General features: G+C 59.7%; 19 protein-coding genes, 4 pseudogenes and 1 riboswitch. Of the genes and pseudogenes, 6 read left to right on the top strand and 17 right to left on the bottom strand.

Translation table 11 applies throughout. From position 1 onward, the window contains the following. Nucleotides 1–39 precede the first annotated feature (39 nt). From H0241_RS36400 to H0241_RS19395, 3 genes and pseudogenes are all read right to left on the bottom strand, one after another. Nucleotides 40–345: a TatD family hydrolase gene (locus tag H0241_RS36400; RefSeq protein WP_407941761.1), complete on the bottom strand. Its 306-nt coding sequence runs from the start codon at nucleotides 343–345 to the stop codon at nucleotides 40–42. 382 nt (nucleotides 346–727) lie between these two features. After that, nucleotides 728–1,327: pseudogene (locus tag H0241_RS19400) on the bottom strand (type IV toxin-antitoxin system AbiEi family antitoxin domain-containing protein). Nucleotides 1,328–1,429: 102 nt separating this feature from the next. After that, entirely contained in the window at nucleotides 1,430–2,233 is an 804-nt protein-coding gene (locus H0241_RS19395) for a hypothetical protein (RefSeq protein WP_181059219.1), read from the bottom strand. A 79-nt stretch (nucleotides 2,234–2,312) separates the two neighbouring features. Here H0241_RS19395 and H0241_RS19390 point away from each other — a divergent pair, with 79 nt between their 5' ends. From H0241_RS19390 to H0241_RS19375, 4 genes and pseudogenes are all read left to right on the top strand, one after another. Then, a complete protein-coding gene (locus tag H0241_RS19390) occupies nucleotides 2,313–2,576 on the top strand; it encodes a hypothetical protein (RefSeq protein WP_027038970.1) in 264 nt (87 codons plus the stop codon). 318 nt (nucleotides 2,577–2,894) lie between these two features. Further along, the gene (locus tag H0241_RS19385) at nucleotides 2,895–3,119 is read left to right on the top strand and encodes a hypothetical protein (protein ID WP_181059218.1); all 225 of its coding nucleotides are present in this window, start codon (nucleotides 2,895–2,897) and stop codon (nucleotides 3,117–3,119) included. 643 nt (nucleotides 3,120–3,762) lie between these two features. Further along, nucleotides 3,763–6,738 carry a Ulp1 family isopeptidase gene (locus tag H0241_RS19380; protein ID WP_181059217.1) on the top strand — a complete coding sequence of 992 codons (2,976 nt, stop codon included), beginning with the start codon at nucleotides 3,763–3,765 and terminating at the stop codon, nucleotides 6,736–6,738. Nucleotides 6,739–6,903: 165 nt separating this feature from the next. Next, nucleotides 6,904–7,041, top strand: a pseudogene (locus H0241_RS19375) (transposase); the annotation flags it as partial. A gap of 17 nt (nucleotides 7,042–7,058) precedes the next feature. Here the strand turns inward: H0241_RS19375 and H0241_RS36595 are convergent. The 5 genes and pseudogenes from H0241_RS36595 to H0241_RS19350 all read right to left on the bottom strand — a co-directional run. Beyond that, nucleotides 7,059–7,981, bottom strand: a pseudogene (locus H0241_RS36595) (IS3 family transposase); the annotation flags it as partial. A 298-nt stretch (nucleotides 7,982–8,279) separates the two neighbouring features. Further along, nucleotides 8,280–8,681, bottom strand: a pseudogene (locus H0241_RS35705) (RcgR family putative quorum lactone hydrolase); the annotation flags it as partial. A 139-nt stretch (nucleotides 8,682–8,820) separates the two neighbouring features. Beyond that, complete coding sequence (locus tag H0241_RS19360; protein ID WP_181059214.1) at nucleotides 8,821–9,387, bottom strand: CpaD family pilus assembly lipoprotein; 567 nt, start codon at nucleotides 9,385–9,387, stop codon at nucleotides 8,821–8,823. 10 nt (nucleotides 9,388–9,397) lie between these two features. After that, nucleotides 9,398–10,861, bottom strand: a complete 1,464-nt coding sequence (locus H0241_RS19355) for a type II and III secretion system protein family protein (protein ID WP_407941752.1) — start codon at nucleotides 10,859–10,861, stop codon at nucleotides 9,398–9,400. A 25-nt stretch (nucleotides 10,862–10,886) separates the two neighbouring features. Beyond that, on the bottom strand, nucleotides 10,887–11,573 hold the full coding sequence (locus H0241_RS19350; RefSeq protein ID WP_181059212.1) for a response regulator: 687 nt from the start codon (nucleotides 11,571–11,573) through the stop codon (nucleotides 10,887–10,889). A 740-nt stretch (nucleotides 11,574–12,313) separates the two neighbouring features. Between H0241_RS19350 and glmS the strand changes: the two genes are divergently transcribed. Next, entirely contained in the window at nucleotides 12,314–14,134 is a 1,821-nt protein-coding gene (gene glmS / locus H0241_RS19345; RefSeq protein WP_027038940.1) for a glutamine--fructose-6-phosphate transaminase (isomerizing), read from the top strand. A gap of 406 nt (nucleotides 14,135–14,540) precedes the next feature. Next, the gene (locus H0241_RS19340) at nucleotides 14,541–15,596 is read left to right on the top strand and encodes a cytochrome-c peroxidase (RefSeq protein WP_181059211.1); all 1,056 of its coding nucleotides are present in this window, start codon (nucleotides 14,541–14,543) and stop codon (nucleotides 15,594–15,596) included. Between the two features lie 319 nt (nucleotides 15,597–15,915). On the opposite strand, the gene H0241_RS19335 is transcribed toward H0241_RS19340, so the two are convergent. From H0241_RS19335 to H0241_RS19295, 9 genes are all read right to left on the bottom strand, one after another. After that, on the bottom strand, nucleotides 15,916–16,677 hold the full coding sequence (locus tag H0241_RS19335) for a hydroxymethylpyrimidine/phosphomethylpyrimidine kinase (protein WP_181059210.1): 762 nt from the start codon (nucleotides 16,675–16,677) through the stop codon (nucleotides 15,916–15,918). Next, on the bottom strand, nucleotides 16,668–17,273 hold the full coding sequence (locus H0241_RS19330) for a thiamine phosphate synthase (RefSeq protein ID WP_181059209.1): 606 nt from the start codon (nucleotides 17,271–17,273) through the stop codon (nucleotides 16,668–16,670). The genes H0241_RS19335 and H0241_RS19330 overlap by 10 nt, the downstream gene beginning before the upstream one ends. After that, nucleotides 17,270–18,043 carry a thiazole synthase gene (locus H0241_RS19325; protein WP_181059208.1) on the bottom strand — a complete coding sequence of 258 codons (774 nt, stop codon included), beginning with the start codon at nucleotides 18,041–18,043 and terminating at the stop codon, nucleotides 17,270–17,272. The genes H0241_RS19330 and H0241_RS19325 overlap by 4 nt, the downstream gene beginning before the upstream one ends. A 1-nt stretch (nucleotide 18,044) precedes the next feature. After that, nucleotides 18,045–18,242 carry a sulfur carrier protein ThiS gene (gene thiS, locus H0241_RS19320; protein ID WP_181059207.1) on the bottom strand — a complete coding sequence of 66 codons (198 nt, stop codon included), beginning with the start codon at nucleotides 18,240–18,242 and terminating at the stop codon, nucleotides 18,045–18,047. Next, the gene (gene thiO, locus H0241_RS19315; protein WP_181059206.1) at nucleotides 18,211–19,212 is read right to left on the bottom strand and encodes a glycine oxidase ThiO; all 1,002 of its coding nucleotides are present in this window, start codon (nucleotides 19,210–19,212) and stop codon (nucleotides 18,211–18,213) included. Before thiO ends, thiS begins: the two co-directional genes overlap by 32 nt. Further along, nucleotides 19,209–21,044, bottom strand: a complete 1,836-nt coding sequence (thiC, locus tag H0241_RS19310; RefSeq protein WP_181059205.1) for a phosphomethylpyrimidine synthase ThiC — start codon at nucleotides 21,042–21,044, stop codon at nucleotides 19,209–19,211. The genes thiO and thiC overlap by 4 nt, the downstream gene beginning before the upstream one ends. Nucleotides 21,045–21,148: 104 nt before the next feature. Beyond that, nucleotides 21,149–21,264, bottom strand: a riboswitch (TPP riboswitch). A gap of 256 nt (nucleotides 21,265–21,520) precedes the next feature. Further along, nucleotides 21,521–22,828 (bottom strand): NAD(P)/FAD-dependent oxidoreductase, encoded by a 1,308-nt coding sequence (locus H0241_RS19305; protein ID WP_235984358.1) that lies wholly within the window; start codon nucleotides 22,826–22,828, stop codon nucleotides 21,521–21,523. Further along, the gene (locus H0241_RS19300) at nucleotides 22,821–24,056 is read right to left on the bottom strand and encodes an NAD(P)/FAD-dependent oxidoreductase (RefSeq protein ID WP_181059204.1); all 1,236 of its coding nucleotides are present in this window, start codon (nucleotides 24,054–24,056) and stop codon (nucleotides 22,821–22,823) included. The genes H0241_RS19305 and H0241_RS19300 overlap by 8 nt, the downstream gene beginning before the upstream one ends. A 337-nt stretch (nucleotides 24,057–24,393) precedes the next feature. Then, the gene (locus H0241_RS19295) at nucleotides 24,394–25,416 is read right to left on the bottom strand and encodes a dipeptidase (RefSeq protein ID WP_181059203.1); all 1,023 of its coding nucleotides are present in this window, start codon (nucleotides 25,414–25,416) and stop codon (nucleotides 24,394–24,396) included. Nucleotides 25,417–25,451 lie beyond the last annotated feature (35 nt).

The raw sequence follows: 25,451 nt of genomic DNA, 5'->3' as shown, positions 1-25,451 counted from the left end.
CAGATCAACGAAATGTGTAGCACAAAGATCACAATTTTGCTAGGCCTTGAGAGGCATCGGTGAGAGCGAACGTTCGATCTTACCGCCGTCGTGACCGCATCGTCCGCGACCCGCGACGAAGGAGCGGCCGCGGTCGGAGCGGGTCATATCGGCATTGACGGAGAAATGGCAGCCGAGCGTCGTCGCACGTCGAGCCTCGCTCTTGCTTCCCGTGAACCAGTGAAGCACAACGGCGTCGCGATCCTGCGGGAGATATTGTTCGATCAGCTCGAGCGCCGCTGGAACGCTCCTCACAATGTAGACCGTGAAAATCTTGCCACCGGCTTCTGCGCATCGCTCAAGCACGCCGCGGAACACATGTTTTGGACATTTAGCGACTTGTAGAAGCGCGGGCCGGCATCAAAGACCGACTTCACCGACGTAGCGTGTCTCAGCCACGTGACGCTCCATAACAGTTGCGCCCGCCGCTCAATTATCGAAATCGGAGCGGTGGGGGAGGGCGGTCAGTCATTGTGCGGCGGCGCTCACCCCGTATTCAAAATGGATCTGACCATAATAGAAACTCAAGGCCCTCGGCTGTCTGGCGCACGCCGATATCCATGAGCGTAGTCACGCGGCGATGCACGGCCTGCGCCTCACGACCAACGCGGCGACGCTGCCGTGAGCCCCGGCGCTCCTTCGTTCGGCAGGTGCTACAGCATCCAGTTCATCACTCGGCGTCGGCGGTTCAGCCGTGCCACTTATCGAGGCCGTTACAAATTGCGAGCTCTTCCGCGGCCTGTCTGGCGATTTCGCCGACCGTGGCCTTGTGTTGACGGAGCGCCTCTTGGAGGCCCCTCGATGGCCACCGACAGGCCAATCTTGTTGCGACATCGGAAACAGTCCGCGATCGTTTTGGCGACGCCGAAAACCCTTACGGACACGCCCTCGACGACGTGAGTTTCGACCCCTTTCAGTGAGTAGGTGCCCGCTGAAACGAACGATGCGAATTGGCGGGCTGTCAGAGTTGGGGCCCAGTCCTTCCGGCCGATCGCCAGCCACACCTGCCTGTGAAACTGATCGGTCAAGCCGTGGAATGCGAGGACCGACGAAAACGACGCCCTTGGATACGCGCTTGGCAGCCTCGGCCAGGGTATGATTGGCGTCGAGCGGCACGTCGGAGAGCTGGTAGAGTCCCCCGTGCGAGTCGGAGCACCTCGCCATCCCGCTCCATACGGCTCACAGTAGCGGCAGTCACTCCGGCATCGCGCAGTTCTACGAGGCGCACGATGCCGCGCGCGCTCAGGAGAGCGTGGGCAATTTGCCGCTGGGAATAGGGTCCGGACATTGATACGAAAGCTCGGAGTGAAGGCCATACAGTCCGAGGTTTTGTTCATTTTTTCTAAGAACAAGGGAAGCCCTGTTCGAAGATATGAGGCCTGCCCTTCCACTATTGAAGTTCGAGGGCGGTCACACAGGCGCGCGATCCTCGAGGTCGTGGATGTCGGTGCGCAAAGATGCGGTCGGCGGCGGCACTCGATCGCCCCGAGGCAACAAAAAAGCGGCTTTCGCGCGGCACGAAATCGAACCAGTCGGGATTGGCGATGCCGCCGCCGGAACGGCCGCGCAGCCGGTAGACTGGCCCTGCGAGCTGTTGTGTCTCGACCGCGGAACCGCGCAAAACCCAGGTCGGCTCAAACAGATCGTCGACGTTGCGGGGGCGACAGTCGGGCTCGATCACCGGGCCAGTTAAAAACTCGATCTCGCGGCCGAGCGAGACCTGCACGAAGTCGGCGACGCCGGGACCGGTCGGGGCAAAGACGAAGGTGGTGGTGCCGCGCCATTCGGCGAATTTTTCCCCGCTCTGGCGATGCCGGTTCCAGAATGCGTTGAGGTCACCGCCTACCTCGGCCAATTCATGCTCGACCCAGGCGCGATGGTCGCCCAGGCGGGTGCCGTCGGCAGCGACAACGTCGTGAGGGTTGCACCAGTATGGATCGTCGATGGTCGCGACGGTGAAGACGAAGCCCGGAAAGGCCTTGTTCAGGGCAGCGGAGAGTTCGACGTCGGCCAAGTGCGGCTCTAAACCCGCTAGCACGGTCTCGACGGAAGCGGTGTCGGGCAGGCGGACGGGTTTTTGCTCGGTCATTCTCGGGCTCCGGCCGGGTGGGAAATCCGCGCTTTTTTCGTCAAGGGAACGCCGTACGTCGTCGTCGGCAGATTTTGGCGGGCGATTCTGGCTGATTTGGGTCACGAGAACAACGCTGAGCCGATGGTGCGGAAGAGGGCGGCAACTTGTGCGACAAGCCTGAAATGACTATCTTGCACACATGATGAGCAAGCATCTGGGTTCAGTCTTGACGACGGTGAACGCGCCCTACAGTGATCAACTGGACGACGCGGCGCTGGCGCATTGCCTTGCTGATATCGAGCTGGCCAAGCAGCATCCCGGTCATGTCAGCGCCTTGCTCGGCGAGGTTCCTCTCGCTCAGCAAGTCGAGTTCGCAACCGCGCACCACATCGCGGTTGAGGACCTGAAGGCTTTTGCCGCCAAGTTCTCTGCCTGGTCCGGCGAGAGTTATCCACTCGCGGCGTAATGGGTGGACGTGATAGCCGACGCCCGTCCGAATGGCGGCGGGTTTTTCGCATTGCTATCGACCTGATCGACCAGCTTCGCGAGAATGCCGGGGGCGATGACTTTGAATGGTCATTTGGCGGCGGAACGGCGATGATCCAGATTGGCCATCGCGAAAGCCATGACATCGATATCTTCCTTGATGACCCGCAACTGCTCGGATTCATCGACCCCTCCAGAAGCCACCTGCACTTTGAAACGATGCCAACCGGCTATCTGGGAGACGGGCTTCGGTTTCAGAAATTCGCCCTCGGAGGCATTGGCGCAATCGACTTAATCCTTGCCGGTGGCGCAGCCAGTCGTGCCGCCCAAGCGGGGCTCATTCGTCGCCGGCGAGACCATCGAATGCCTCGATCAGCGCATCGACGATCGCCTGGCCGAGCGCCTGTGCAGTCTCAGCGATCTGGGCTTCGTTTCCGTCGCGGGCCGCGGTGGCGAGTTCCGAACCCTGATCCGTGAGGATCGCATTGGGCCGGCCGGATCATCCCTGAAACGCAACCAGTAAGCCATTGAATTTTTCACATCCAGTCGCTGACGCATTTGTTCGGCCAAGCCTTCTGTTTGGTAAAGACAGCTTCTTGGGGCGCATTTCCTGGATCGAAACGCAACCGTAGCAACGCTTGAGCGATCGCGACCGAAAGGCATATTACTTTCAGATGACCCAATATCGAAAGTGTATTTGCTTCTGGTCGGCTCCAAGGAGATGAGAGATCTGCTCTGCATCAACCGCTGCCTCGTTTTCTGTGGGTCTGGGCGTGTTGCCAGTACGATGCATAGACCAGTGTTTGCGACGAGTAATGCTGGCAGCATGTTACAAAGGGAACGCCGGGCGTAATTGCAGTCTCTCGCTCACATTGAGGTGGATTATGGATGGCATTCGTCGCTGCGGTAGTTCGCAAATGCCGGAGTTTGGAGCCGACAGCACTGAAGAAATCGATGGATGCCCTGGTTCTGCGCCTGGACAAGGAGGCCGACCGTTCCATTCTGCCCTGGAGCCGGTGCCCTCCGGCCGAGAAGATGAAGGTGCTGGCTCCACTTGCAACGAGTCCGTCGCGGCTGATGTCTCGCGTGACACGGTCGCGGTTGGAGGGCAGTCTGGTTTACGCCCGCTACCGCATCGTGGCGCTCTCGGTGGGGACGAGACCGCGTTGCAAGAGCAGTCGTGGCTGAGGCAACAGTCAGACAACGTGCCTGCGAATGAAACTGGATTTGAGCCGCAGCCGCAGGTGCACGGCAATATCCAGCGCACTGACATGGGCATTTCGATGCGGATACCGCCGCAGTCCCATCTGCGGAATAGCAGGCTCGGCAGTACGCGCCCAACAGCGTCATCGGAACCACCCCCCGTCGCGCGTGCAAAGAATAACAAGGGCAGAGTGCTGTGGTCGCGTATTAAGTCGGCGGTGGCGAAGGTCTCTTCCGAGGGAGGTCGTGGAGAAAAGTCGTCCTACGGCTCGGCGTCCGGCGTGGTCTATTCAGAAATACGCAAAGATTTTGGGAAGCGTGCTTGCCCCTCTGCCGGTAGCGACCTGCATCCCCAAGACGAGCGCCCCATCAAACGGTTCGCGGTAGCAGGTCAACACGAGCAATTTACCGCCGAGGGAAACAACTCTGCGAGCCTCAATCGGCTTCCCCAATCGCGCATCCTGCTTCATCCTTATCCCGATGACGCCCGCATCATCGAAGGCCTAAAAGAAGATTCTCTGCGCAACCTTGGGCCCGACTCGACTAGCGAACAGAAGAAAATTGTCCGGAATGTTGCTAGCCATCAACGCAAATTTAGTGATTGGCTCCAAACGAAGGAGAAGGGGAGCATAACGAGTCGACTCAACGGCAGTGATCAGCTGCAGCGGTCGTTGCAAGCGGATCATGCGCAATTTACCGCCGAGGGAAACAACTTTGCGAGTCTTAATCGGCTTCGACAGTACGTAGGCGCCGAGCCCCAATCGCGTATCCTGCTTCATCCTTATCCCGACGACGCCGAGATCATCCATAGCTTCCTCACTGAACAGCTGAGCAAGGGCGCAAATAGGAAAACTGTCACAAGTCAAGCTAGCCATCGACGCAAATTTAGTGATTGGCTCCAAACGAAGGAGAAGGGGAGCATAACAAGTCGACTCAGCGGCTGTGATCAACAGCGAAAGTTGTTGCGGGCAGATTACAAGACCTTTTCGAAAACGGCGGGACAAATTTCCATGAGCTTCACTCGGCTGCAGCAGCACCTCGAAGGCCTGCGCACCGAGCCCAAATCGCACGCCTCGCTTCATCCTTATCCCGATGATACCCGCCTCATCGAGGATCGACTAAAAGACGAACTGCACAAACTTGGGCCCGTCTCGACTCCTGAACAGAGGAAACTTGTCCAGAATGTTGCTAGCCGTCAACGCAAATTTAGTGATTGGCTCCAAACGAAGGAGAAGGGGAGCATAACGAGTCGACTCAGCGGCAGTGATCAGCTGCAGCGGTCGTTGCAAGCGGATCATGCGAAATTTACCGCCGAGGGAAACAAGTCTGCTGGTCTCGATAGGCTTCGGCGGTACGTAGGCGCCGAGCCCCAATCGCGCATCATGTTTCATCCTTATCCCGATGACGCCCGCATCATCGAAGGCCTAAAGGAAGATTCTCTGCGCAATCTTGGGCCCGACTCGACTAGCGGACAGAAGAAAAGTGTCCAGAATGCTGCTAGCCATCAACGTAGGTTTAGTGATTGGCTCCAAACAAATAACAAGGGGAGCATAGCGAGCCGACTCAACGGCAGTGATCGGCAGCGAAAGTTGTTGCGGGCAGATTACAAGACCTTTTCGAAAACGGCGGGACAAATGTCCATGAGCTTCACTCGGCTGCAGCAGTACCTCGAAGGCCTGCGCACCGAGCCCAAATCGCACGCCTCGCTTCATCCTTATCCCGATGACACCCGCCTCATCGAGGATCGACTAAAAGACGAACTGCACAAACTTGGGCCCGTCTCGACTCCTGAACAGAGGAAACTTGTCCAGAATGTTGCCAGCCATCAACGCAAATTTAGTGATTGGCTCCAAACGAAGGAGAAGGGGAGCAGCGGCAGTGATCAGCTGCAGCGGTCGTTGCAAGCGGATCATGCGCAATTTACCGCCGAGGGAAACAACTCTGCGAGTCTCGATAGACTCGCTCAGTATCTACAAGTCGTCGATGCGAACGAGGCGCTGGGGCTGCAAGAGCTTCCCGCAACGCCGTCCGAGGGAGCTTGGGATTTGCTGAGAGAGCTGTGGTCGTCTGCTCAGCCGGATCAACCCCGCGAGATGCGTGATGATGCTCAGTCGGCGCCGGTGTCCAGCCCCGCCGCGCGACCGACGCTCTTTATGGCGCCATCGGGCGCGCCTCAGGAGCTGGAGGATATCGGATATAGCGAGGGCTTTCAGGACAGCTTTCAGGGTGAGCTCTACTCGGTCACATGGGGGCCTGAACGGCCCAGGAATGCTCAGTTAATCGATCATCCGCGCACATCCTCAGCTTCCGGCGCTCAGATCGGCGCTTTGGATCCGACTTCGTCGCACGACGGTAGTGGGCGGGTACTGGGTCTCACGGAGTGGCTGAGCGACGACCATATAAACAGGGATTACGAGCTCCTTGGGCACGACCTGCTCAGGAATAATCCCTATCTCGCCGCTCGCACGCGATTCGTGGATCCCCTTGTCTCCCAGCTGCTTCGCGAGGGCGAAAGCAGCGCCGCGGAACTCACATTCGGGCGCATCATTGGTGGCCAGAATGGTAGCGATAAAGCCGACTTCCTATTCCTGCCAGTAAACAATGCCAGCGCTGCGGGTCACAATCGGCACGGCACCCATTGGTCGCTGCTGCTTGTTGATCGCCGTGATCGAAAAAGGCCGCTCGCCTATCACTACGACTCTTACGGAGGACTGAACAGTGAGCCCGCAGCAATATTGGCAGGACGGTTGAACGCCAGCATCCAAGACGCCAGCATAGGCCAGCAAACCAACCCTTATGATTGCGGTGTGTTTGTGTTAGCTGGTACGCGGGCCCTCGTCGAAAGATTGGCACAGGGACGGGAGGACATAGCTCATCTCGACAACCTGCGCCCCGATCGGCAGGCTTTGCGAAGCCGACTGAGGACCCATCCCGGCTGAGCTTGATCGGTGACCAGAGCTCTAGGCCAGGACCGATCGACATTCAGGATTCAATTTGAGTTGATGCGTGTTCATAGGCTTCCAGATTCGGTCTGGAGAGCGATGGATGGCACGGCGATATGACACTGAGCAGCGAGCAACGGCAGCGTATCGAAAGTCTGTTGCCTGGCAAGGCTGGTGAATCCCGGCCGCAGCGGTCGGGACAATCGGCTGTTTGTGAACGGGGTCTTGTGGGTCCTGTGCTCCGGGGCGCATTGGCACAACCTTCCTGAACGCTATGGCAAGTGGAAGACGCTGCATCAGTGACCTGCCATTGAATTTCATCCGGCTGCAGTTAGAGGCTCGGCGGGTTTTACGCCGTAGGGCGCGGGTTGAGCCACGGGCGATCGGCGGAGCTGGTCGGGGTTGCGCAGCCGATCGTCCGTTGCGGTGAGATTGGCGGCATAGGCCGCAGGCAGAGGTATCCGAGCGCCGAATGTGGGCGCGATCGGTTGTAGTCGTCTGCCCATTCGGCGATGGTTGTTCGGGTGGTCGAGGCCGAGGAACAGGGTTTCGTTCAGCAACTCGTCCCGCATCCGCCTGTTGAAGCTTTCGCAGAAGCCGTTCTGCATCGGCTTGCCCGGCGCGATGAAGTGCCATTCCACCTGATGATCCTTCGACCAGGCGCGGATCGCGTTCGAGGTGAACTCGGTGCCGTGGTCAGAGACGATCATGCCCGGCTTGCCGCGCCGGGCGATCAGTTCCGTCAGTTCACGCGCCACCCGGCGCCGGAGATCGAGATGTCCGGGATCGCAGCCAAACATTCGCGCGTCACGTCGTCGACGATGTTGAGGACGCCGAAGCGCCGGCCTGCCGAACTGGTCATGGACGAAATCCAGCGACCAGCGCGCGTGTTCGGCTTCGCCTGAACCAGGATCGGTGCCCGCGTTCCTGCCGCTCGGCGCCTGGAGCGTCGCTTGCGCACGGCCAGTCCTTCTTCGCGATATAGCCGGTAAATGCGGTTGATACCCGATGCCTCGCCTTCGCGCCTGAGCAGAATGAACAGCCGCCGATAGCCGAAGCGCCGGCGCTCGTTGTCCAGGTCGCGTAGCCGGCCGCGCAGTGCCGCCTCAGGTGGGCGACAAGAACGATACCGGATCATCTTGCGATCGGCGTCCACGAAGGAACAGGCCGCCGCTACCGACAGGCCCATCGTGGCCTGCAGATGCGCGACGGCTTCGCGCTTGGCGGCGGGCCCTACCATTAATGGGATGGTCCGCCCTGTCCTCCCGCAGCATCATCTGGGCAGTCACAACAAAGGAGGTTGCAATGTCCGCACGGAATGCGCCGCGCCCTGCGGCCGTCTATGGTGTCGATATCGGCCAGAACATCTTCCACGTCGTCGGCTTGGATAGCGACGGCAAGCCCGTCCAGCGAGTTCGCTTCCGACGCGATACGCTGATGAAGTTCTTTGACCGGGCAGCGCCTGCAATCGTCGGGATGGGATCGTGCGCTGGATCGCAATGGATCGCCAGGAGACTTCAGATACTGGGGCACAAGGTAGGCATAGCAATCTCGACAACCGTGATGCCACGCTGCGAGAAAAGTTGGCAATCTGACGATTCCGAGAGCTTGCATTCCCATGGTGAAAAATCACCATCGCCTGATCGAACGACCCGCTTTCTGTGATTTTCGCCGAGACGACGTTGTTCTGCTCGATATCAGTAGAAATCCGGATGGAAATTTGAGCCACCCATCTTGCCTTTCAGACCCCTGATCACTCACATTCGGGTCTGGATCAGCCACGGCTTTGTCCGCAAGGACACAGAATTCCTCGATACTTGTTATTTTATTCGCACCTGGAAAGGCGCGTTCCGCGTCAAGGGCGAAATCCGTTGGTTCTTCCCTTCCTCACCGCGTCGCGCCCGCCGCTCGTCCCAATAATCAAGCCAACTATGATACACTCTGATTCGCCGCCAACCTGCAGGAAACCGCCCCTACGCGCTCGAATACACCTATATGTCTCATTAACCAGTGGCCAACAGGTGAGTGCGTGAGCGTCGGCCGGCGGTGGGGGCGATGGTGCACTCCAACGGCATCATTTCATTCACTACTTTTGTCTGTGGTGAATGCCCTGTATTTTGTGACTGGTGTGGCCGCACGATCACCATCGCTTGGTTTGACAGCCTTGTTGCCGAACAAATCGCGCGGATCGTTCACCATTACCGCGAGGTTATGGCGTGTCGAACAGCCAAACGTCTGGTCGAGGAATTCGGCGTCGGGTAACATACCGGAAAACAACGGACAGTCAGGGGGGCGGGCAAGATAGACAGTCGCCTCTATTCGCGCCGTGCGGCCGTCGTGTTGGTCCGTCAACTGGATGTTGTAACCGTCGATCCCCATCTGCTTCGCCTGATGGACTGCCTCTGCGCTCAGCCCGGATGACCCGCTGATAAGCAGATGAAGCGCATCGCGCCGACCGCGGCTGGCCCTCTCAAGAAAAGTACGCAAACGCTGCCGTTCGGAAGCGCGAAGGCTCTCTAAAGTCATAACGGCGGTCTCCTGCCGGATAAGGATCGGTGCCGGCGGCTCGACAGGGATCGGCGGGCTTATGCAGCCACTTAGGCTTGCCGCTAGAGCGACCAGGTGAACTTTAATCCGCAACGTCATTTGATCACAGCTATTCGATGATATAGCCGGCGCTGTTCTTGGCGCCTGGCGCGCCGGTGCGGGCGGTAGCGTGGCCTCGCGGCCGGCTTGGCAAATTCGATCCAGACCTGCCATCATCCAAAGGCGACGCCATCCGATCCGTAGGCGCGCTCATCTGGTCGGGGCTCGACCCTGGTCTTACGATGTAGGGCGTGACCAGAATAACCAGTTCTGATTCCTCCTTTTGAAACGAGGACGAACGAAACAGGGCGCCAAGGATCGGCACCTGACCCAGCCCGGGAAAAGCACTGATGTTATTGCTGGCGGTACGTCTGATGAGCCCACCGATTGCAAAACTCTGCCCACTGGCGAGCTCGACGACTGTGTCGGCACGGCGAGTGGCAATTGCCGGCACGGAAATGCCGTTGATTTGAACGGCACCTTGAGACGTCAGTTCACTGACTTCGGGCTTTACGCGAATGTTGATCTGGTTGTTGTCGAGAACGGTAGGTAAGAATTCCAGGCTGACGCCGAAGTGACGAAATTCAATTGAGACTTGCCCATTTTCCTGCGGCACAGGAATGGGAAATTCGCCGCCGGCGAGGAAGCTGGCGGTTTCGCCGGACATGGCCGTGAGGTTGGGCTCGGCCAAGATAGAGGCAATGTGCTCCTTGGCGAGCGCGTCGAGAACCGCGCCGATACTGATGATGCCATCGTCGTATCCGATTTCCGCTGTGCCGCCACCATTAGCCGCACCAGAGCCGGCACTTTTGCCGCCGCCGCTTAACAAACCCAGTTTGAAATTGCCGATCTGACCCAGGGCGGACAGGTTAATCCCAAGCTCCTTCATTGCGCCACGGGAGACCTCCGCTACGCGCACACTCAGGTTCACCTGCAAGGCCCCAGCGACCTTGATTTTGTTGACGACCTGCGCACCGTCACCGAGAAATTGCTCGGTGATCTTTTTCGCCGTCTCCACGGCTTCAGCGTTGGGCGCTGTGCCGCTAAGGACGGCGCCGCGTGGAGTGTATTTGACGCGGATTGGATAATCGCCGACCTGATCCCTCAACATCGCCCGCAGATCCCCAATTGGTTCCGAGACGACAATCTGCAATTCGGCGAGGGCCTCACCGTTGTCGTTCAAGGCGAATAAGGTGGTCCGCCCGGATTTCTTGCCAAAGACGAAGATGGTTTTGTTTGAGGGTGCCTGATAATCCGCGATCGTCGGGTCGGCAACAAAGATGGTGGCGGCTGGCGCGGGCAGATGAACTGTCTTGCCGAGCGAAGACGAAAGGTTCAGCGTGGCATTGATGCTGTCGGAAGCCGTACGCGGCGCCGCTTCATCCCCGTTGTTTTGGGCTGCGACAGAAAATGGAGATAGCAGCATGAGCCCGCATAGGAAAAGGCCCAAGCAAGGACGACCGGCAGCTCTCCAGCCGCCGATGAGCCTCGGCCGCTGACTGATGTCAGGGTGACGAGTTGTAATTGTTGCCAAGACAGTTTTCTTTCACAGTCACCAATCAGCCGGATGTCGCGGAAGGCAATTCAAGAATGTAGCCAATGCCACGTACGGTCGTTATCCGTGGCGTGGCACCTGACCTACTCAGATGTCCACGTAAGCGATAGATTCCAACTTCAAGCGCATTGGTCGATACCTCATCATTGAAAGAATAAAGATGACCTTCCAACTGCTCACGCGGCACGATGCGGCCTGCACGGCTAAGCAAATGCTCAAGAATACATAGCTCGCGGCGTGCTATGGTCAGCGGATCACCTGCAACGGAAACCTGTCGACTAATCGGGTCGAAGTTGAGGTTGCCGAATACATGAATGGGGTCGGTCATCTGTATCGCCCGGCGCTGAATGGCTCTCATTCTGGCGATCAGCTCAACAGGAGAGACGGGCTTGGGCAGAAAATCGTCCGCGCCGCCGTTGAAAGAAGCAATTCGCTTCTCGGAATCGTCGAGGCAACTCATAACCACGACAGGAACTGAATGCCCCTGGCTTCTTAGCTGCCTCAGCCAGTCCAAGCCATCGCCATCAGGCAGCACCAACTCCAGCAGAAGAATTTCGTAGCTCGCACAATGAAACGCACTCGATGCCTCTTCCAGAGTACAAGCTAGGTCAACGGCAAAACCGTCATCGGCGAGCGCAACGCGCAGCGCGCGTGCAAGATCCGCTTGGTGATCAACGAGCAGCGTTCGCATTCGATCTCTTTACGCAAAGTAGAGTTGTCGATTGAGCAGGTCGCCGTCGGCTACGAAGCCGGAACAGCAGCAGGAGTCACACAACTCGTGGCCGCGGTCGTGGCGGTTGTTTGAGCCAAGTAATCGCCGGAGCCTGCGAGGGCCGGCAATGCTCGCGGATAGAAGCATGTGAAGACGGTTGCCGGACTCAATCCGCCGGTCGGCCGACCCAAAATGCCATCAGTTCCCCCTACGATTTCTCCGCGCATCGATACTCCTGCGTGCAGCCCCCTGCCTCCATCAGCGCGTCCAGCGCCCATGATTCGATGTGTGGGAAAGCGTTAGCGTCGAGAAGCTGACCGGAGAAATCCATAGTTCTGAACCAGCGCATCCACGCGATGGATGCATGAGCCGCATTCCATATCAAGAGTGAGCTGCCAGCCTGCGTGCCGCCGCCGATTTCAGGGGCATGGACAATGCTGGATCAGGCCCGTTAAGGCCGCTGATGCGCGAGCGAGTAGTTTGACAGACGCTGCTAGCGCCGCGGGCGCCTTGCCGCTTCGACGACACGCTCATGACTTTGCGGACAGGTCGCTGGATGCCGGCCGTCGACTATCCACGAATTGGATAGTACGTATTGCTACAATCAATTTCTACAATCTTACAGAACCCTAATAAAACAGGCCTGGATGAAAGCGCGCTTGCCCGTCCCTCGTGATTATTGCGTCGGTTGAGGTCGCCGTGAAAATGCGGAGAGGAACATGTGCGGAATTGTTGGCATCGTTGGATGGCAGCCGGTGTCGGAGCGGTTGGTGGACGCCCTGAAGCGTCTGGAATATCGCGGCTATGATTCGGCCGGTGTTGCGACGATCACCGACGGCGCGTTGCATCGCCGGCGTAGCGAGGGCAAGCTCATCAACCTCGAGACGAGGCTGAAGGAAGAGCCGCTGAGCGGCACCATCGGCATCGCCCACACACGCTGGGCAACCCATGGGGCACCGACGGAAGGCAATGCGCACCCGCACTTCACCGACGGTGTGGCCGTCGTCCACAATGGCATCATCGAAAACTTCGCCGAGTTGAAGAACGAATTGGGGGTGGGAGCCGAGTTCCAGACCGAGACCGACACCGAGGTCGTAGCGCATCTGCTGGCAAGACACCGCCGGGAGGGCATGGGACGGGGCGAGGCAGTACATACCATGCTGAAGCGAGTCAGGGGTGCTTACGCACTTGCGATCCTCTTCGAAGATGATCCGTCGACCATCATGGCGGCGCGCAATGGGCCGCCGCTGGCGATCGGCCACGGCAACGGCGAGATGTTCCTGGGCTCCGACGCGATCGCGCTTGCTCCCTTCACCAACGAAATCACCTATCTGATGGACGGCGACTGGGCCATTGTCGGCAGAACGGGCGCCCAGATCTTCGATTTCGACGGCCGTCCCGTAGAGCGTGCGCGACAGACCTCGAAGGCCTCGGCCTCTCTGGCCACCAAGGGCTCCCATCGCCACTTCATGGAGAAAGAAATTCACGAGCAGCCCGAGGTCATCGCCCATGCGCTCGCTCATTACATCGACTTCGCAGACAATCGCGCCGACACGGTCGCGGGCCTCGATTTTGCCAGGATACCTAGCCTGGCAATCTCCGCCTGCGGCACCGCCTATTTCGCTGGACTGATTGGCAAATACTGGTTCGAGCGCTATGCGCGCCTGCCGGTTGAAATCGACGTAGCGTCCGAATTCCGCTACCGCGACATTCCGTTGTCCCCGCAATCAGCGGCTCTTTTCATTTCGCAGTCTGGCGAAACCGCCGATACGCTGGCATCGCTTAGGTACTGCAAGGAGCTTGGGCTGAAGATTGGCGCCGTCGTCAATGTCGGAGACTCGACCATCGCTCGAGAGGCCGACGCCGTTTTCCCAATCCTTGCCGGATCGGAGATCGGCGTCGCGTCGACCAAGGCTTTCACATGCCAGCTTGCCGTTCTCGCCTCACTCGCCATTGGCGCTGCCAAGGCCCGCGGAACCGTGTCTGAAGATGAGGGGCAAGCGCTCGTCAGGAACCTTGCCGAAATGCCGCGCATCATGGGCCATGTGCTGAACAGCATCCAATCCAAGATCGAGTTGCTGGCGCGGGATCTGTCAAAGTGTGATCATGTGTTGTATCTCGGCCGTGGCACCAGCTTCCCGCTGGCAATGGAAGGTGCGCTGAAGCTCAAGGAGATTTCCTACATCCACGCCGAGGGCTACGCGGCGGGCGAATTGAAGCATGGTCCGATCGCATTGATAGATCAGAACATGCCAGTGATCGTGATCGCGCCACATGACCGCTTTTTCTACAAGACCCTCTCCAACATGGAGGAGGTGGCCGCCCGTGGAGGGCGGATTATCCTCATCACCGACGAGAAAGGGGCGGCCGCATCCAATCGCGACACCATGCACACGATTGTGCTGCCGGCTGTCGACGAGATTATTGCGCCGATGATCTTTTCGCTGCCCATACAGCTTCTTGCCTATCACACGGCGATCCTCATGGGCACCGACGTCGACCAGCCGCGCAACCTCGCGAAATCGGTCACCGTCGAATGAGGGGAAAGCTTTTATATCTGGCGACGTTCGTCCATGAAACGCCAAACCTCTTTCTGGGGTGTTTTTGAACCTGCCGGTCGGCAAGCACGATTCCGTTCATCCATCCCATTCCCCGTGAACACATACAAAGCAAAGAGCCTCAGCAGGCTCGTCCCCCTTTGGTGCTGGTGAGGCGATCGCGGATAGTGAGGGGGCAGAAAACGAAGCACCGCTCCGGCGCCAACGGTTTCAGGCTTGCCGAGCAGCGATCCTTCCCCTCTTCAAACGAAGGGCAGACGCCACTTGCACGCCGGTCGCGGCACTGCCGCTAAAGCCCCGATGATGTCTCCCGCAGTTGATCTAGCGCAGGGCGGCCATGAACCCGGCTGTGCAGAATGGCTCGCGTGCACGATGCAGGGAGATCGTTATGAAAATTCTACTCGCAGCCATGGCTGTCGCCTCGCTGGCAGCGATCCCTTCTGCTACGCAATCAAGTTTTGCCGACCTCAGAGAGACGGCACTGGCCACCTTCGAGGCTTTGCCATCCGCCACGCCGACGGTTTCCAACAACCCGATCACGCCAGACAAGATCGCCCTGGGCAAGGCACTGTTCTTCGATCCGCGCATCTCGTCGTCAGGGGTATTGTCGTGCAACTCGTGCCACAATTTGGCAACCGGGGGCGACGACAATCGTGAAACCTCGATTGGCCACGGTTGGCAGGAGGGAGCTCGCAACGCGCCGACAGTTCTAAACTCTGTTTTCAACAGCGCGCAGTTCTGGGACGGTCGCGCCGAAGACCTCAAGGCTCAGGCCAAGGGACCAATCCAAGCCGCTGCCGAAATGGCCAACACGCCAGCTCAAGTTATCGCCACGCTCAAATCGATGCCGCAATATGTCGAATGGTTCAATGAAGCTTTCTCCGATGAAGCCGATAGCGTCACCTTCGAAAAGCTAGCCAAGGCAATCGAAGCCTTTGAGGCGACACTGGTCACGCCGGCCCCGTTCGACGCCTTCCTCGCCGGCGATGATGCGGCCATGACTTCCGAACAGAAACAGGGGCTGGCGCTTTTCATGGACAAAGGCTGCTCGTCCTGCCACGCGGGTGTTAACCTTGGTGGGCGAGGCTATGACCCATTCGGTGTTGTCGAGAAGCCCAGCGCCGACGTTCTGCCGAAGAACGACAAGGGCCGATTCCTCGTCACCAATAAAGCCGAGGATTCCTACGTCTTCCGCGCTGCGCCGCTGCGCAATGTCGCGCTCACCGCGCCATATTTCCATTCAGGCAAGATTTGGGATCTCAAGCAGGCCGTCGCGATTATGGGGAGAACCCAACTCGGTGAAGAATTGACGGAGGAAGAAGTTGGCTCAATCGTGGCCTTTCTTGACTCGCTGACTGGTAAGCTACCCGAACTGGCATATCCCACCTTACCTCCCGAAACGGCGACCACGCCTCGACCTGTATCGCGGAACGTTGGGAAATAAATGGCTGGAGAGCGCTATCGGAACTCGTTGCTCACGCCATCTGTGGAACGAGGCGATCGCGAGCTCCATGAACCGGCTAATACCTGGCATGATCCCAGGTGCAGAAAGTGCTTCCATCGCGTGCTTTTGGCTATAGCGTCATGTGTATCGGCATCAGTCAGGCCAGAGAATTTGCAGGAAGCTTCACTCGCGCTGATCCGCAGAAGGTTCTGCGGCAAAGGTATTGCGCCATGTTTTGTCCGTCTGCGGTGGCGGTTGAACTCTGCCAATGTCGGTGAGAGCAGGAGAGTGCATATTGCTACCTCAGCAGCGGTCGCTGTCATGTGACTGCATTCTCTTGTAGCTTCTCAAAAACAAACTCTTTGCCTTTGCGCACGCTGTCCTCGAGTGGGCTCGCCTTCGCCAGATGCGCCGCAATCGCGCTGGCCAGCATGCAGCCCGTCCCGCGCACCGATCCGGCGAGGCGCGGTGCATCGAAGCGCGCTGGTTCTTGATCGAAGCGTAGCAGGATATCCGCTGACCGAGCCCCGATTGCATGGCCACCCTTGATCAGCAGCGCCTGCAAGCCGGTCGCCAGCAATTCTCGTCCTTGGCGCAATGCGTCGTTTTCGTCCGCTGCCGGGTCTGTGCCGGCAAGGAATGCCAGCTCAATGAGATTCGGGGTGACGAGACGACAAACCGGCATGAGGTCGCGTGTCATGACGTGGATCGCGCTCGCTTCCAGCAGCTGCTGACCTGAGCTGGAGGCAAGCACCGGGTCGAGTATTGCCGGCACCTGCGGGTAGTCGCGCAGCACAGCGGCAACGGCAACAACGATCTCGGCCGTCGCGAGCATGCCGATCTTGATGGCCGCGACTTCATTGGCCTGCAACGCCGCGCACATCTGGGCGGCCACCAGGCTTGGTGACGAATGATGGATCTCCCTGACGGCCTCGTGCGTCTGCACCGTCACCGCCGTGACAGCCAGGCAGGCGCGCACCCCGATGGATGAGATCGTCTCGATGTCGCGGCCAATTCCAGCCCCGCCGCTGGAGTCCGATCCACCCACGACAAGCACATACGGTTCTTGCCTCAGCGCCATTGGTCCGTCTTTTCGATCCATTCCCGCGTGCGTGCTTCGGGGTCGTCGTTCAGCGTGATATCAGTCACCACCGCTGCGCTGTCGGCGCCAGCCTCGAAAGCCCCTTCGAGCCGGCCAGGGTTGAGGCCGCCGATGGCGACCAATGGGACAGGTGCTATCCGGCGCTTCCACTCGCCGATCCGTTCGAGCCCTTGCGGCGCCCATTTCATCTTCTTCAGGATGGTCGGATAGATGGGGCCGAGCGCGACATAGTCGGGCTCGGCGGCCATGGCCATTTCCAGTTCGGCATGATCATGTGTACTGAGGCCGAGCCTGACGCCGGCTGCCCGTATCGCCAGGAGGTCGGCGGTTTGTAGATCCTCCTGGCCGAGATGAACGAAGTCGCAGCCCTCGTCGATTGCCAGGCGCCAATGGTCGTTGACGATGAGCTGGCTTTGGTGCTCGGCGCACAAGGCCTTTGCCTTCCGGATTTCGGCGCGCAGTCGGTCCTCGCCCATGTCCTTGATGCGAAGCTGAACCAGCCTGACGCCGAGTGGTGCCAGCCGCCCAATCCAGGCGGCGCTGTCGACGATCAGGTAGAAGGGATCGAGCTTCATGAGAAAACCGCCCTGCCGAATATCGGCGTCGACGGCACGGCGACCTCGCGCGGTTCGAGCATTCCCGAACCAAAAGCTTCGCGACCGGCTTCGACCGCCTTTCCGAACGCACGCGCCATGCCGACCGGATCGGCCGCCCTGGCGACCGCCGTGTTCAGGAGCACGGCGTCAAAGCCGAGTTCCATGACGGTTGCCGCGTGCGACGGTCGCCCGAGGCCTGCATCCACGATCAGCGGGACGCCAGGTAAATGTCCGCGCATCGAGCGCAGCGCCGTCATGTTGACCGGTCCCAGGGCGGAACCGATCGGCGCGCACCACGGCATCAGGACCTTGCAGCCCGCTTCCAGCAGCCGCTCGGCCACGACAAGATCGTCGGTGGTATAGGGAAATACCGCAAAGCCGTCCTCGCACAGGATGCGCGCGGCTTCGACCAGGCCGAACACGTCCGGCTGTAGCGTGTCATGGTTGCCGATCACTTCGAGCTTGATCCATGACGTGTCAAACACTTCGCGCGCCATCTTCGCGGTCGTGACCGCTTCCTTGACAGAGTGGCAGCCGGCGGTGTTGGGCAGGATTCTGACGCCCAGCGAGCCGATCAGCGACCAGAATTTTTCGCCGGCCCTGCCGCCTGCCATCTCACGCCGCAAGGAGATCGTCACCACCGCCGTGCCAGATGCCTTGACGGCATCGGCAAGGATGGCCGGCGAAGGATATTGAGCCGTGCCGAGAAGCAGCCGGGAAGGAAGCGTCGTTCCAAGAAGCTCGAACATGCTAGCCCCCTTGCATGGGCGAGAGAATTTCGATCCGGTCACCGTCGCTCAATCGGAACTCCGCCCGGTTGACCCGGTGCACGAGGTCGCTGTTGACGGCCGTCGCCAGCCAATCGCCTTCATAGTCGAGTGCGGCAAGCAGCTCGGCCAGGGTGGTGGCGGCAACCTCATGCGCTTCGCCGTTGACCAACAGTTTCATGAGCAAGCTCCTTGGTTCTGTCTTGGCTGAAAACCAGGTCGGCCGCCTGGCGCGCCATGGCAGGGGCGAGCAGAAAGCCATGGCGATAGAGGCCGTTGATTGCGACGGTCCTTCCGCGTGCCTCGACACGCGGCAGATTGTCGGAAAAGGCCGGACGAACGCCGACACCGGTTTCAACGATCTCAGCCTCGCCGAATGCCGGATGGAGCGCGCAGGCGGCGCTGAGCAACTCCATCATTGAACGCGCCGTGACCGGTCCTGTGGACCGGCTCTCGATCATCGTCGCGCCAACCATGAAACGGTGGTCGGTGCGCGGCACCACGTAAAGCGGAAAGCGCGGATGAAGCAGCCTGACTGGGCGCGACAGCGAGACATCAGGCGTATTCAGGATCACCATCTCGCCGCGAACGCCGCGCAGTCTGTCATCGCCCGCCGCCATTCCCGTGCAGTCGATCTGGCGATCGAAACCGGAAACAGCCGAAGCGTCGGCGCCGAAGTGGAACTCGACACCCTTGTCCGCAAGCCTGTCATGAAGTGCCGCCATCGCCTGGCGCGGGTCGAGATGGGCCTCGTCGGGGAAGAGCAATCCGCGGCGGAAGCGGCCGGCGAGGTCGGGCTCCAGCAAAGCGATTTCATCTTCATCGACGCGCCGATGGCCCGACGTGCGGCTGGCGAACCGCTCGAGTTCGCCGTTGTCACGAGGCGCGGCCACAACCATTGTTCCGGCCCGTGTCACCTGGCCGGGCGTTGCCGCATCCCACCAGTCGGCGGCGTCGCGTCCGAGATCCAGCACCGGCTGCTCGGCGCTTTCGCGCTCGCACCATGGCGCCAGCATGCCGCCGGCGAACCACGACGCATTGCCGCCGAGGGCATGTCCTGTCTCGGCAACGGTCACAGCCGCGCCGCGTCTAGCGAGCTCGAAAGCGGCGGTGAGGCCGGCGACGCCGGCTCCTTGGACCAGCACCCTCATGACGGCTCATGCGCCTGTGGCAAGAGCGGTGCGCCGGTCTCGTCCGCCGGCACATAGAGATCGCCGCCCTCGCGATATTTCGCCGCCATGGCCGCCATCCCCTCCTTCTGCGCCTCGGCGCGAATGTCGTGGGAAATCCGCATCGAGCAGAATTTCGGCCCGCACATCGAGCAGAAATGCGCCAGCTTGTGCGCCTCCTTGGGCAAGGTCTGGTCGTGGAAGGACCGCGCTGTTTCGGGATCGAGCGACAGGTTGAACTGGTCCTCCCAGCGGAACTCGAAGCGAGCGCGCGAAAGGGCATCATCCCTGATCTTCGCCGCTGGATGCCCCTTCGCCAGGTCGGCGGCATGAGCCGCGATCTTGTAGGTGATCACGCCGGTCTTGACGTCGTTGCGGTCGGGAAGGCCGAGATGTTCCTTCGGCGTGACGTAGCAAAGCATGGCGGTGCCGAACCAGCCGATCATGGCGGCGCCGATGCCGGAGGTGATGTGATCATAGCCCGGCGCTATGTCGGTCGTCAGCGGTCCAAGCGTATAGAACGGCGCCTCGCCGCAGACGGCGAGCTGCTTGTCCATGTTCTGCTTGATCTTGTGCATCGGCACGTGGCCGGGCCCCTCGATCATCACCTGGCAATCCTTGGCCCAGGCGATCTTCGTCAGCTCGCCGAGCGTTTCCAGCTCGGCGAATTGCGCTGCGTCATTGGCATCGGCGATCGAGCCCGGACGAAGGCCGTCGCCGAGAGAAAAGGACACATCATAGGCGCGGCAGATGTCGCAGATCTCCGCGAAATGCTCGTAGAGGAAGCTTTCTCGGTGATGGTGAAGGCACCATTTGGCCATGATCGAGCCGCCACGCGAGACGATGCCCGTGACCCGGTCGACGGTAAGCGGGATGTAATGCAGCCGCACGCCGGCATGGATGGTGAAATAGTCGACACCCTGTTCGGCCTGTTCGATCAGCGTGTCGCGGTAGACCTCCCAGGTCAGGTCCTCGGCGATGCCGTTGACCTTTTCGAGCGCCTGGTAAAGCGGCACCGTGCCGATCGGCACCGGCGCGTTGCGCACGATCCAGTCACGGATGTTGTGGATGTTGCGGCCCGTCGACAGGTCCATCACCGTATCGGCGCCCCAGCGGATCGCCCACACCATCTTTTCGACCTCTTCGGCCATCGAGGAGGTGACGGCGGAATTGCCGATATTGGCGTTGATCTTCACCAGGAAATTGCGGCCGATGATCATCGGCTCGCTCTCGGGATGATTGATGTTGGCGGGAATGATCGCCCGCCCGCGCGCCACCTCGTCGCGCACGAATTCCGGCGTAACGAAGTCGGGGATCGCCGCGCCAAAGGCTTCGCCGTCGCGCTCGAGCTTGCCGCGCCGGATCTCGCGGCCAAGGTTCTCGCGGATGGCGACGAACTCCATCTCGGGCGTGACGATGCCGGCACGCGCATAGGCAAGCTGGGTCACCGCCTTGCCTGCCTTGGCCCTGAGCGGCCGGTTGCGAATGGGAAGTTCCGGCGTCAGGCGCTCACCGGTCACAAATCCGTTGTCCTCCGGCCGCACGTGGCGGCCGTCATAGGCTTCGACATCGCCGCGCGCCATGATCCATTCGTGGCGAAGCCGGGCAAGACCGTTTTCGATGCTGGTTTCGACAGTCGGGTCGGTATAGGGGCCGGACGGATCGTAGACGGTGACGGGCGGCTCGCCGGCCGTCGGATGCACGGAGATTTCGCGCATCGGCACCCTGATCTGCGGGTGGATGGCACCGGGCTTGTGGATTTTCCGCGAGGCGGGCAATGGTCCCGTCGAGACGGCGGGGGTGAGGGCATTCATCGTGAGGCTCCGTTGCTCGTTGCATTGGAGACCCAGTTCTGTGCCGGAAGGATGAAAAGACGCTTCTGTCAACCTGCCGAAACAGGACCTCGGGCGTAAACTCCCGCAAAGCGCTTGCACCGTCCCTACGCCAGGATGAACTGGATCAGGTTCAACGGGTCACTGCGCCGCGAAGCCAGCAGTATCTCAGCCCCTTGCCGGGACTCCCCTGGTGAATGCCTCAGGTTGAACTGGCCGGCTCCGGTGTGTCAAGCCGTGAAGAGGGATTCGGCACACCAAACGCTTGCTTCCGATTGATGATCGCCGCTTCCAATCGTCCCAAACACGCGAAAAGCATCGCGGCATTCGCAGACCTGGCTCGAAAGCGTCGCCGCTGTGACAGCGCTAAGCTGCTCGCAGAACTGTGCGGCCCTCCGGGCCGCCGCCCGGGCGAAGGGCCACTGGAGCTGCTCGTTTGTGAAGCGGGTGAGAACCGCTCATATTCCTATGGATGGGAAACCATAAGCTTTCCGGCTGGTTGTCCGCCCGGCGGCACTGAAGCGCTCGATTGCATAGGGTTCCAGTGGGATTGGCGGGTCACGCCCGCACAGCAGGTCGCCAATCAGCTTGCCGGTGGTTGGACCTTGTGTGAGGCCCAGATGACCATGCCCGAACGCATACAGAATGTGACCATGGGTCGCGGAGCGACTGATGACTGGCAAGGTGTCCGGGGTCGCCGGCCGGTGGCCGCTCCACAGGATGCCGCCGGCGCCATCAAGGCCCGGGAGATAAGCCTTTGCAAGCTCAACCAAGCCTTTCGAGCGGGCGAAATTCGGGGTGGCTAGCAATCCTCCGAACTCGGCCGCACCGCCGATGCGCAAACCAATAGAAAGGGGCGCTGCCACGAAGTTGCGCTCTGCAAAGATCATGGTCCGGTGGAGTGCGATCTGGGGTGCAGCGATCGTGGTGTTGTAGCCGCGCTCGCTTTCGAGCAGGGCAATGTCGCCAACTTGGCGGGAAAGTTCTGCCGACCATGCGCCGGCGGCGACGACAATTTTGGATGCGTTCAAAACAGAGCTGTCAGCCAGGGTAACCGTGCCGCCCTTGGGACTTGGAGCAATACGAGAGACTTGGGCCGCAAGAACTCTCGCACCGTTGGCCGTTAGCCAGGAGCGCAGACTGTCCACCACCCGCTTTGGGTCGGAAATGTGCGACCACTGCGGTGTCAAAACCGCCCTCTTGACCAGTGGGCCTAGCGCCGGCTCCAATTCCCTGGCCTGGTCGGCCGACAAGTGACGGACGTCGATACCAAGCCGTTGCTTTGCTTCCCACTCGGGCGTGGCGGCATGCCAGCCTTTCTCGCTTTCGTAAACCGTGAGCGCGCCCTTGCGATGGAGATCCCCGCTCAATCCAATATCTGCTAACAGAGGAACAAGATCGGCGTAGACCCGATGGTTCAGCGCTGCAAGCGCTCCCGAAATCCGCTCGACCTCTGCCGACGATCCAGCCTGCGCGAAGTTCCACAGCCATGGGAGCAGCCGCGGGATGTGAGTGATCCTCAAAGACAACGGGCCAAGGGGATCGAGTATCCACCGAGGCACTTTTTTCCACAAACCGGGCACAGACGCCGGAAGGACCTCGCTAACAGCGATACATCCAGCATTGCCATAAGACGCTTTATCGCCAGCCGGATCGCGATCGACGATTGTGACTTTAGCTCCGCGTTTTATGGCATGGTAGGCGACACAGAGGCCAACAACCCCTGCGCCGACCACTATAATCGTGCGGTTCGACATTTCAGTCATGACCGAACCGCCGTGATCGAAACGGTGACAGGTCGCGATCGGTATCGCCTCTGATGATCAGGTCGGAAATTGACCGGCCGACAGCTGGCGCGATGCCGAAGCCCTGGCTACCCAGTCCTGCAGCGACAAACAGCCCGCGAGGCTCAGCCACCGCCTCGATAATCGGCAGTTCGTCGGGGGTGTAGTCCATGTAACCAGCCCAGGATCGCTCGAATTGGATTGGGTCAGTGGCGGGATGCTCAGTATGGAAGGCGTCCGCCGCACGCTTCAAAGCGTTCAAATCAGGAGCCGGATCCAAACTGCGGTGAGTAACAAAGCCGTCGAAATCGCCCATGATACTACGAACCATCGGTCTGCCTAACCCGAGCTTGATTTTCTTCTGCTTAAGTTTGTGCAGCCTTAGGAGCTCGGGCCGGCTTTGCAGCATCAGATCGTGCATCGGCTCGTGGACCGCAGCAAGGTTGAGGCGCCCGTCGGGGCTTTGCAGGTAGGCGTACTTATCGCAGGAGACGGCAAGTTTAACAAAACACGACACGACCGTGGACCGGCCAACAGATCCCCGAATCCAGAGGCTTGGATGTGAAATGCCAAGTGGCTTCAATAAGAGGCTGGTCCAACATCCCGCAGCAACGACAATGTTTTGACATCCCAAACGCCCCTGCTCTGTATCGACGCCGCAGACAACCTCTCCCCAGACGTCAATGGCGCGTGCGGCAGTGTTCTCCCAGATCACGGCGCCATAGCCCGCGGCTGCTCGCGCAAACGCGGTGGCTGCGAGTTGCTGATCAGCACTTCCATCAGTGGGCGTGTAGAGTGCGCCCAGGCAACCTTGAGGCTTCGTGTGAGGGAGCAGACCAACGACTTCTTTCGGCCCAACCAACTGCGTTGTCAGGCCAAACTGTCTGGCGACGGCCATGAAGGCCTCGGATCGCCGGCGACCGGAGTCGTTTGAGAAAAGCGAGACCTGGCCCCTCTCGTTCCAGCCCACGCCATCCCCTAGCTCATCCTCCAGACCGCGCCAAATTTCAAGCGAATCGAGCATCAATGGGATTTCCAGAGGATTTCGCCCTTGCGTGCCGATGATGCCCCAGCCGCGGCTCGACTGCTCACCGTTGATACGTCCCTTTTCGACGAGGACGACGGACTTCCCGGACTTTGCCAGGTAATAGGCGGCACTCGCCCCAACGATGCCGCCTCCGATAATAACCGTATCGAACCGCCGGTTCATGCGCTTTCCCAAAAGCAGTTTCGAGAGTTTGTTCGAATCGGCCGACGAGCCATGGCGCGCAGCCGCGCGCTTCGGCCCTTCATGTGTCGGCAGCTGTTGGCCCTGGCAAGCTTAGCTGTCCCAAATTCCATGCCAAATCCTGCCCCTTGCCTTCCCAAGAGGCGATGAACGTCAGCGTCTCCGAAAGATCTCCGAGCGCCGCGAAATTGCAGACAAACCAACCGGGAGCGCCAAGCGCTACGGCGCGCTTAATCTTCAACCGTTCCGGACAAAGCCTTGGCTAGGATGACATCCCCGAGCATTGAGAGTTCGTTGCAGAGTTTTGCAAGCGCGGAGGCTAAATCCATACGGCGGCAGCTACCCTTGCGAAGTTTTGACCCATGATCTTCTTCACGTCGGTGTCACTGTATTGCCGAAGCAACAGGCCCTCGGCAATGTCAGGGAGCTGCTCCGGCAGGATGAACCGCCAGGAAGAATAGCCCCATTGGTCGGCTTCTGACTCCGGCCAGACACTGGGAAACTCCTTCACCAAATTCGGCATCTCATCAGGGTCCAAAACGGCATCTAAACCCAAGCCAACGTGGTCGATACCTACAAGGTTCGCGACATAGTCGATGTGGTCGATGATCGTTTCGGGCGTACAATCCTCGTCAACTGCCATGAATTTGCTGACGCCGTTAATACCCACCACCCCCCCGGTCCGGGCGCAGGCCTTCATCTGGTCGTCGCGCAAATTCCGCTCGTGATCCCAGAGTGCCCGCGGGTTGGAATGCGTGAAAATGACAGGCGTCTTGGAAATCTCCATGATATCCATCGAAGAGCGGTAGCCGGTGTGGGTACAGTCGACCAGCATGCCAACGCGATTCATCTCGGCAATAGCCTCGCGACCAAGCCGTGTCAGAGGTATATCCACATCGGTACACCCGCCGGCGAACGCATTGTTCTTATTATAAGCCAAGTTCATTTGGCGTACGCCGAGACGGTGATAAGCGCCGATCATTTCGATGTTTTGATCGAGAGCGTTGGCGCCCTCCAGATCGAGCGCGACTGCTAGCTTACTTTCTCGTTTGGCACGTTCAACGTCAGCGAACCGGTCGACGATCACATAGTCGTCGCTATGAAGCTCGAGCCATCTACGGTAGTGCGCCGCGCAGCGGAGCGATTCCTGCCACGGCAGGGCGTCCCATCCCACATTGAGACCAATGAATGTTGCCCCGCCGTCGCGCCAGCGTGAGAGAAAACTCAGATCTAAAGTGGGACGACAAGCGACGCCGGCATGCGTATCCCAAACAATCGAGTCGTTAAGGACCTTTCTTGCCGCTTGAGCTGTTTCCCGTTCACCAATCAAAGTACTAGCCACGTTTTTACCCCGATTTGTTCAAACGTTGGATGTGC

Origin of the sequence: Mesorhizobium neociceri (assembly GCF_013520985.1) — a bacterium.
GTDB classification, from domain to species: Bacteria; Pseudomonadota; Alphaproteobacteria; order Rhizobiales; family Rhizobiaceae; genus Mesorhizobium; species Mesorhizobium neociceri.
Note: the sequence above shows the minus strand (reverse complement) of the source record. Positions and strands in the feature narration are given on the sequence as shown.

Bases quoted from the DNA above. Each gene is read 5' to 3' on its own strand.
- H0241_RS19350 (WP_181059212.1), bottom strand. From the start codon at position 11,573: ATGCGAACGCTGCTCGTTGATCACCAAGCGGATCTTGCACGCGCGCTG.
- H0241_RS19340 (WP_181059211.1), top strand. From the start codon at position 14,541: ATGAAAATTCTACTCGCAGCCATGGCTGTCGCCTCGCTGGCAGCGATC.
- H0241_RS19305 (WP_235984358.1), bottom strand. From the start codon at position 22,828: ATGACTGAAATGTCGAACCGCACGATTATAGTGGTCGGCGCAGGGGTT.
- thiS (WP_181059207.1), bottom strand. From the start codon at position 18,242: ATGAAACTGTTGGTCAACGGCGAAGCGCATGAGGTTGCCGCCACCACC.
- H0241_RS19325 (WP_181059208.1), bottom strand. From the start codon at position 18,043: ATGTTCGAGCTTCTTGGAACGACGCTTCCTTCCCGGCTGCTTCTCGGC.
- H0241_RS19330 (WP_181059209.1), bottom strand. From the start codon at position 17,273: ATGAAGCTCGATCCCTTCTACCTGATCGTCGACAGCGCCGCCTGGATT.
- thiC (WP_181059205.1), bottom strand. From the start codon at position 21,044: ATGAATGCCCTCACCCCCGCCGTCTCGACGGGACCATTGCCCGCCTCG.
- H0241_RS19300 (WP_181059204.1), bottom strand. From the start codon at position 24,056: ATGAACCGGCGGTTCGATACGGTTATTATCGGAGGCGGCATCGTTGGG.
- H0241_RS19390 (WP_027038970.1), top strand. From the start codon at position 2,313: ATGAGCAAGCATCTGGGTTCAGTCTTGACGACGGTGAACGCGCCCTAC.
- H0241_RS19360 (WP_181059214.1), bottom strand. From the start codon at position 9,387: ATGACGTTGCGGATTAAAGTTCACCTGGTCGCTCTAGCGGCAAGCCTA.
- thiO (WP_181059206.1), bottom strand. From the start codon at position 19,212: ATGAGGGTGCTGGTCCAAGGAGCCGGCGTCGCCGGCCTCACCGCCGCT.
- glmS (WP_027038940.1), top strand. From the start codon at position 12,314: ATGTGCGGAATTGTTGGCATCGTTGGATGGCAGCCGGTGTCGGAGCGG.
- H0241_RS19335 (WP_181059210.1), bottom strand. From the start codon at position 16,677: ATGGCGCTGAGGCAAGAACCGTATGTGCTTGTCGTGGGTGGATCGGAC.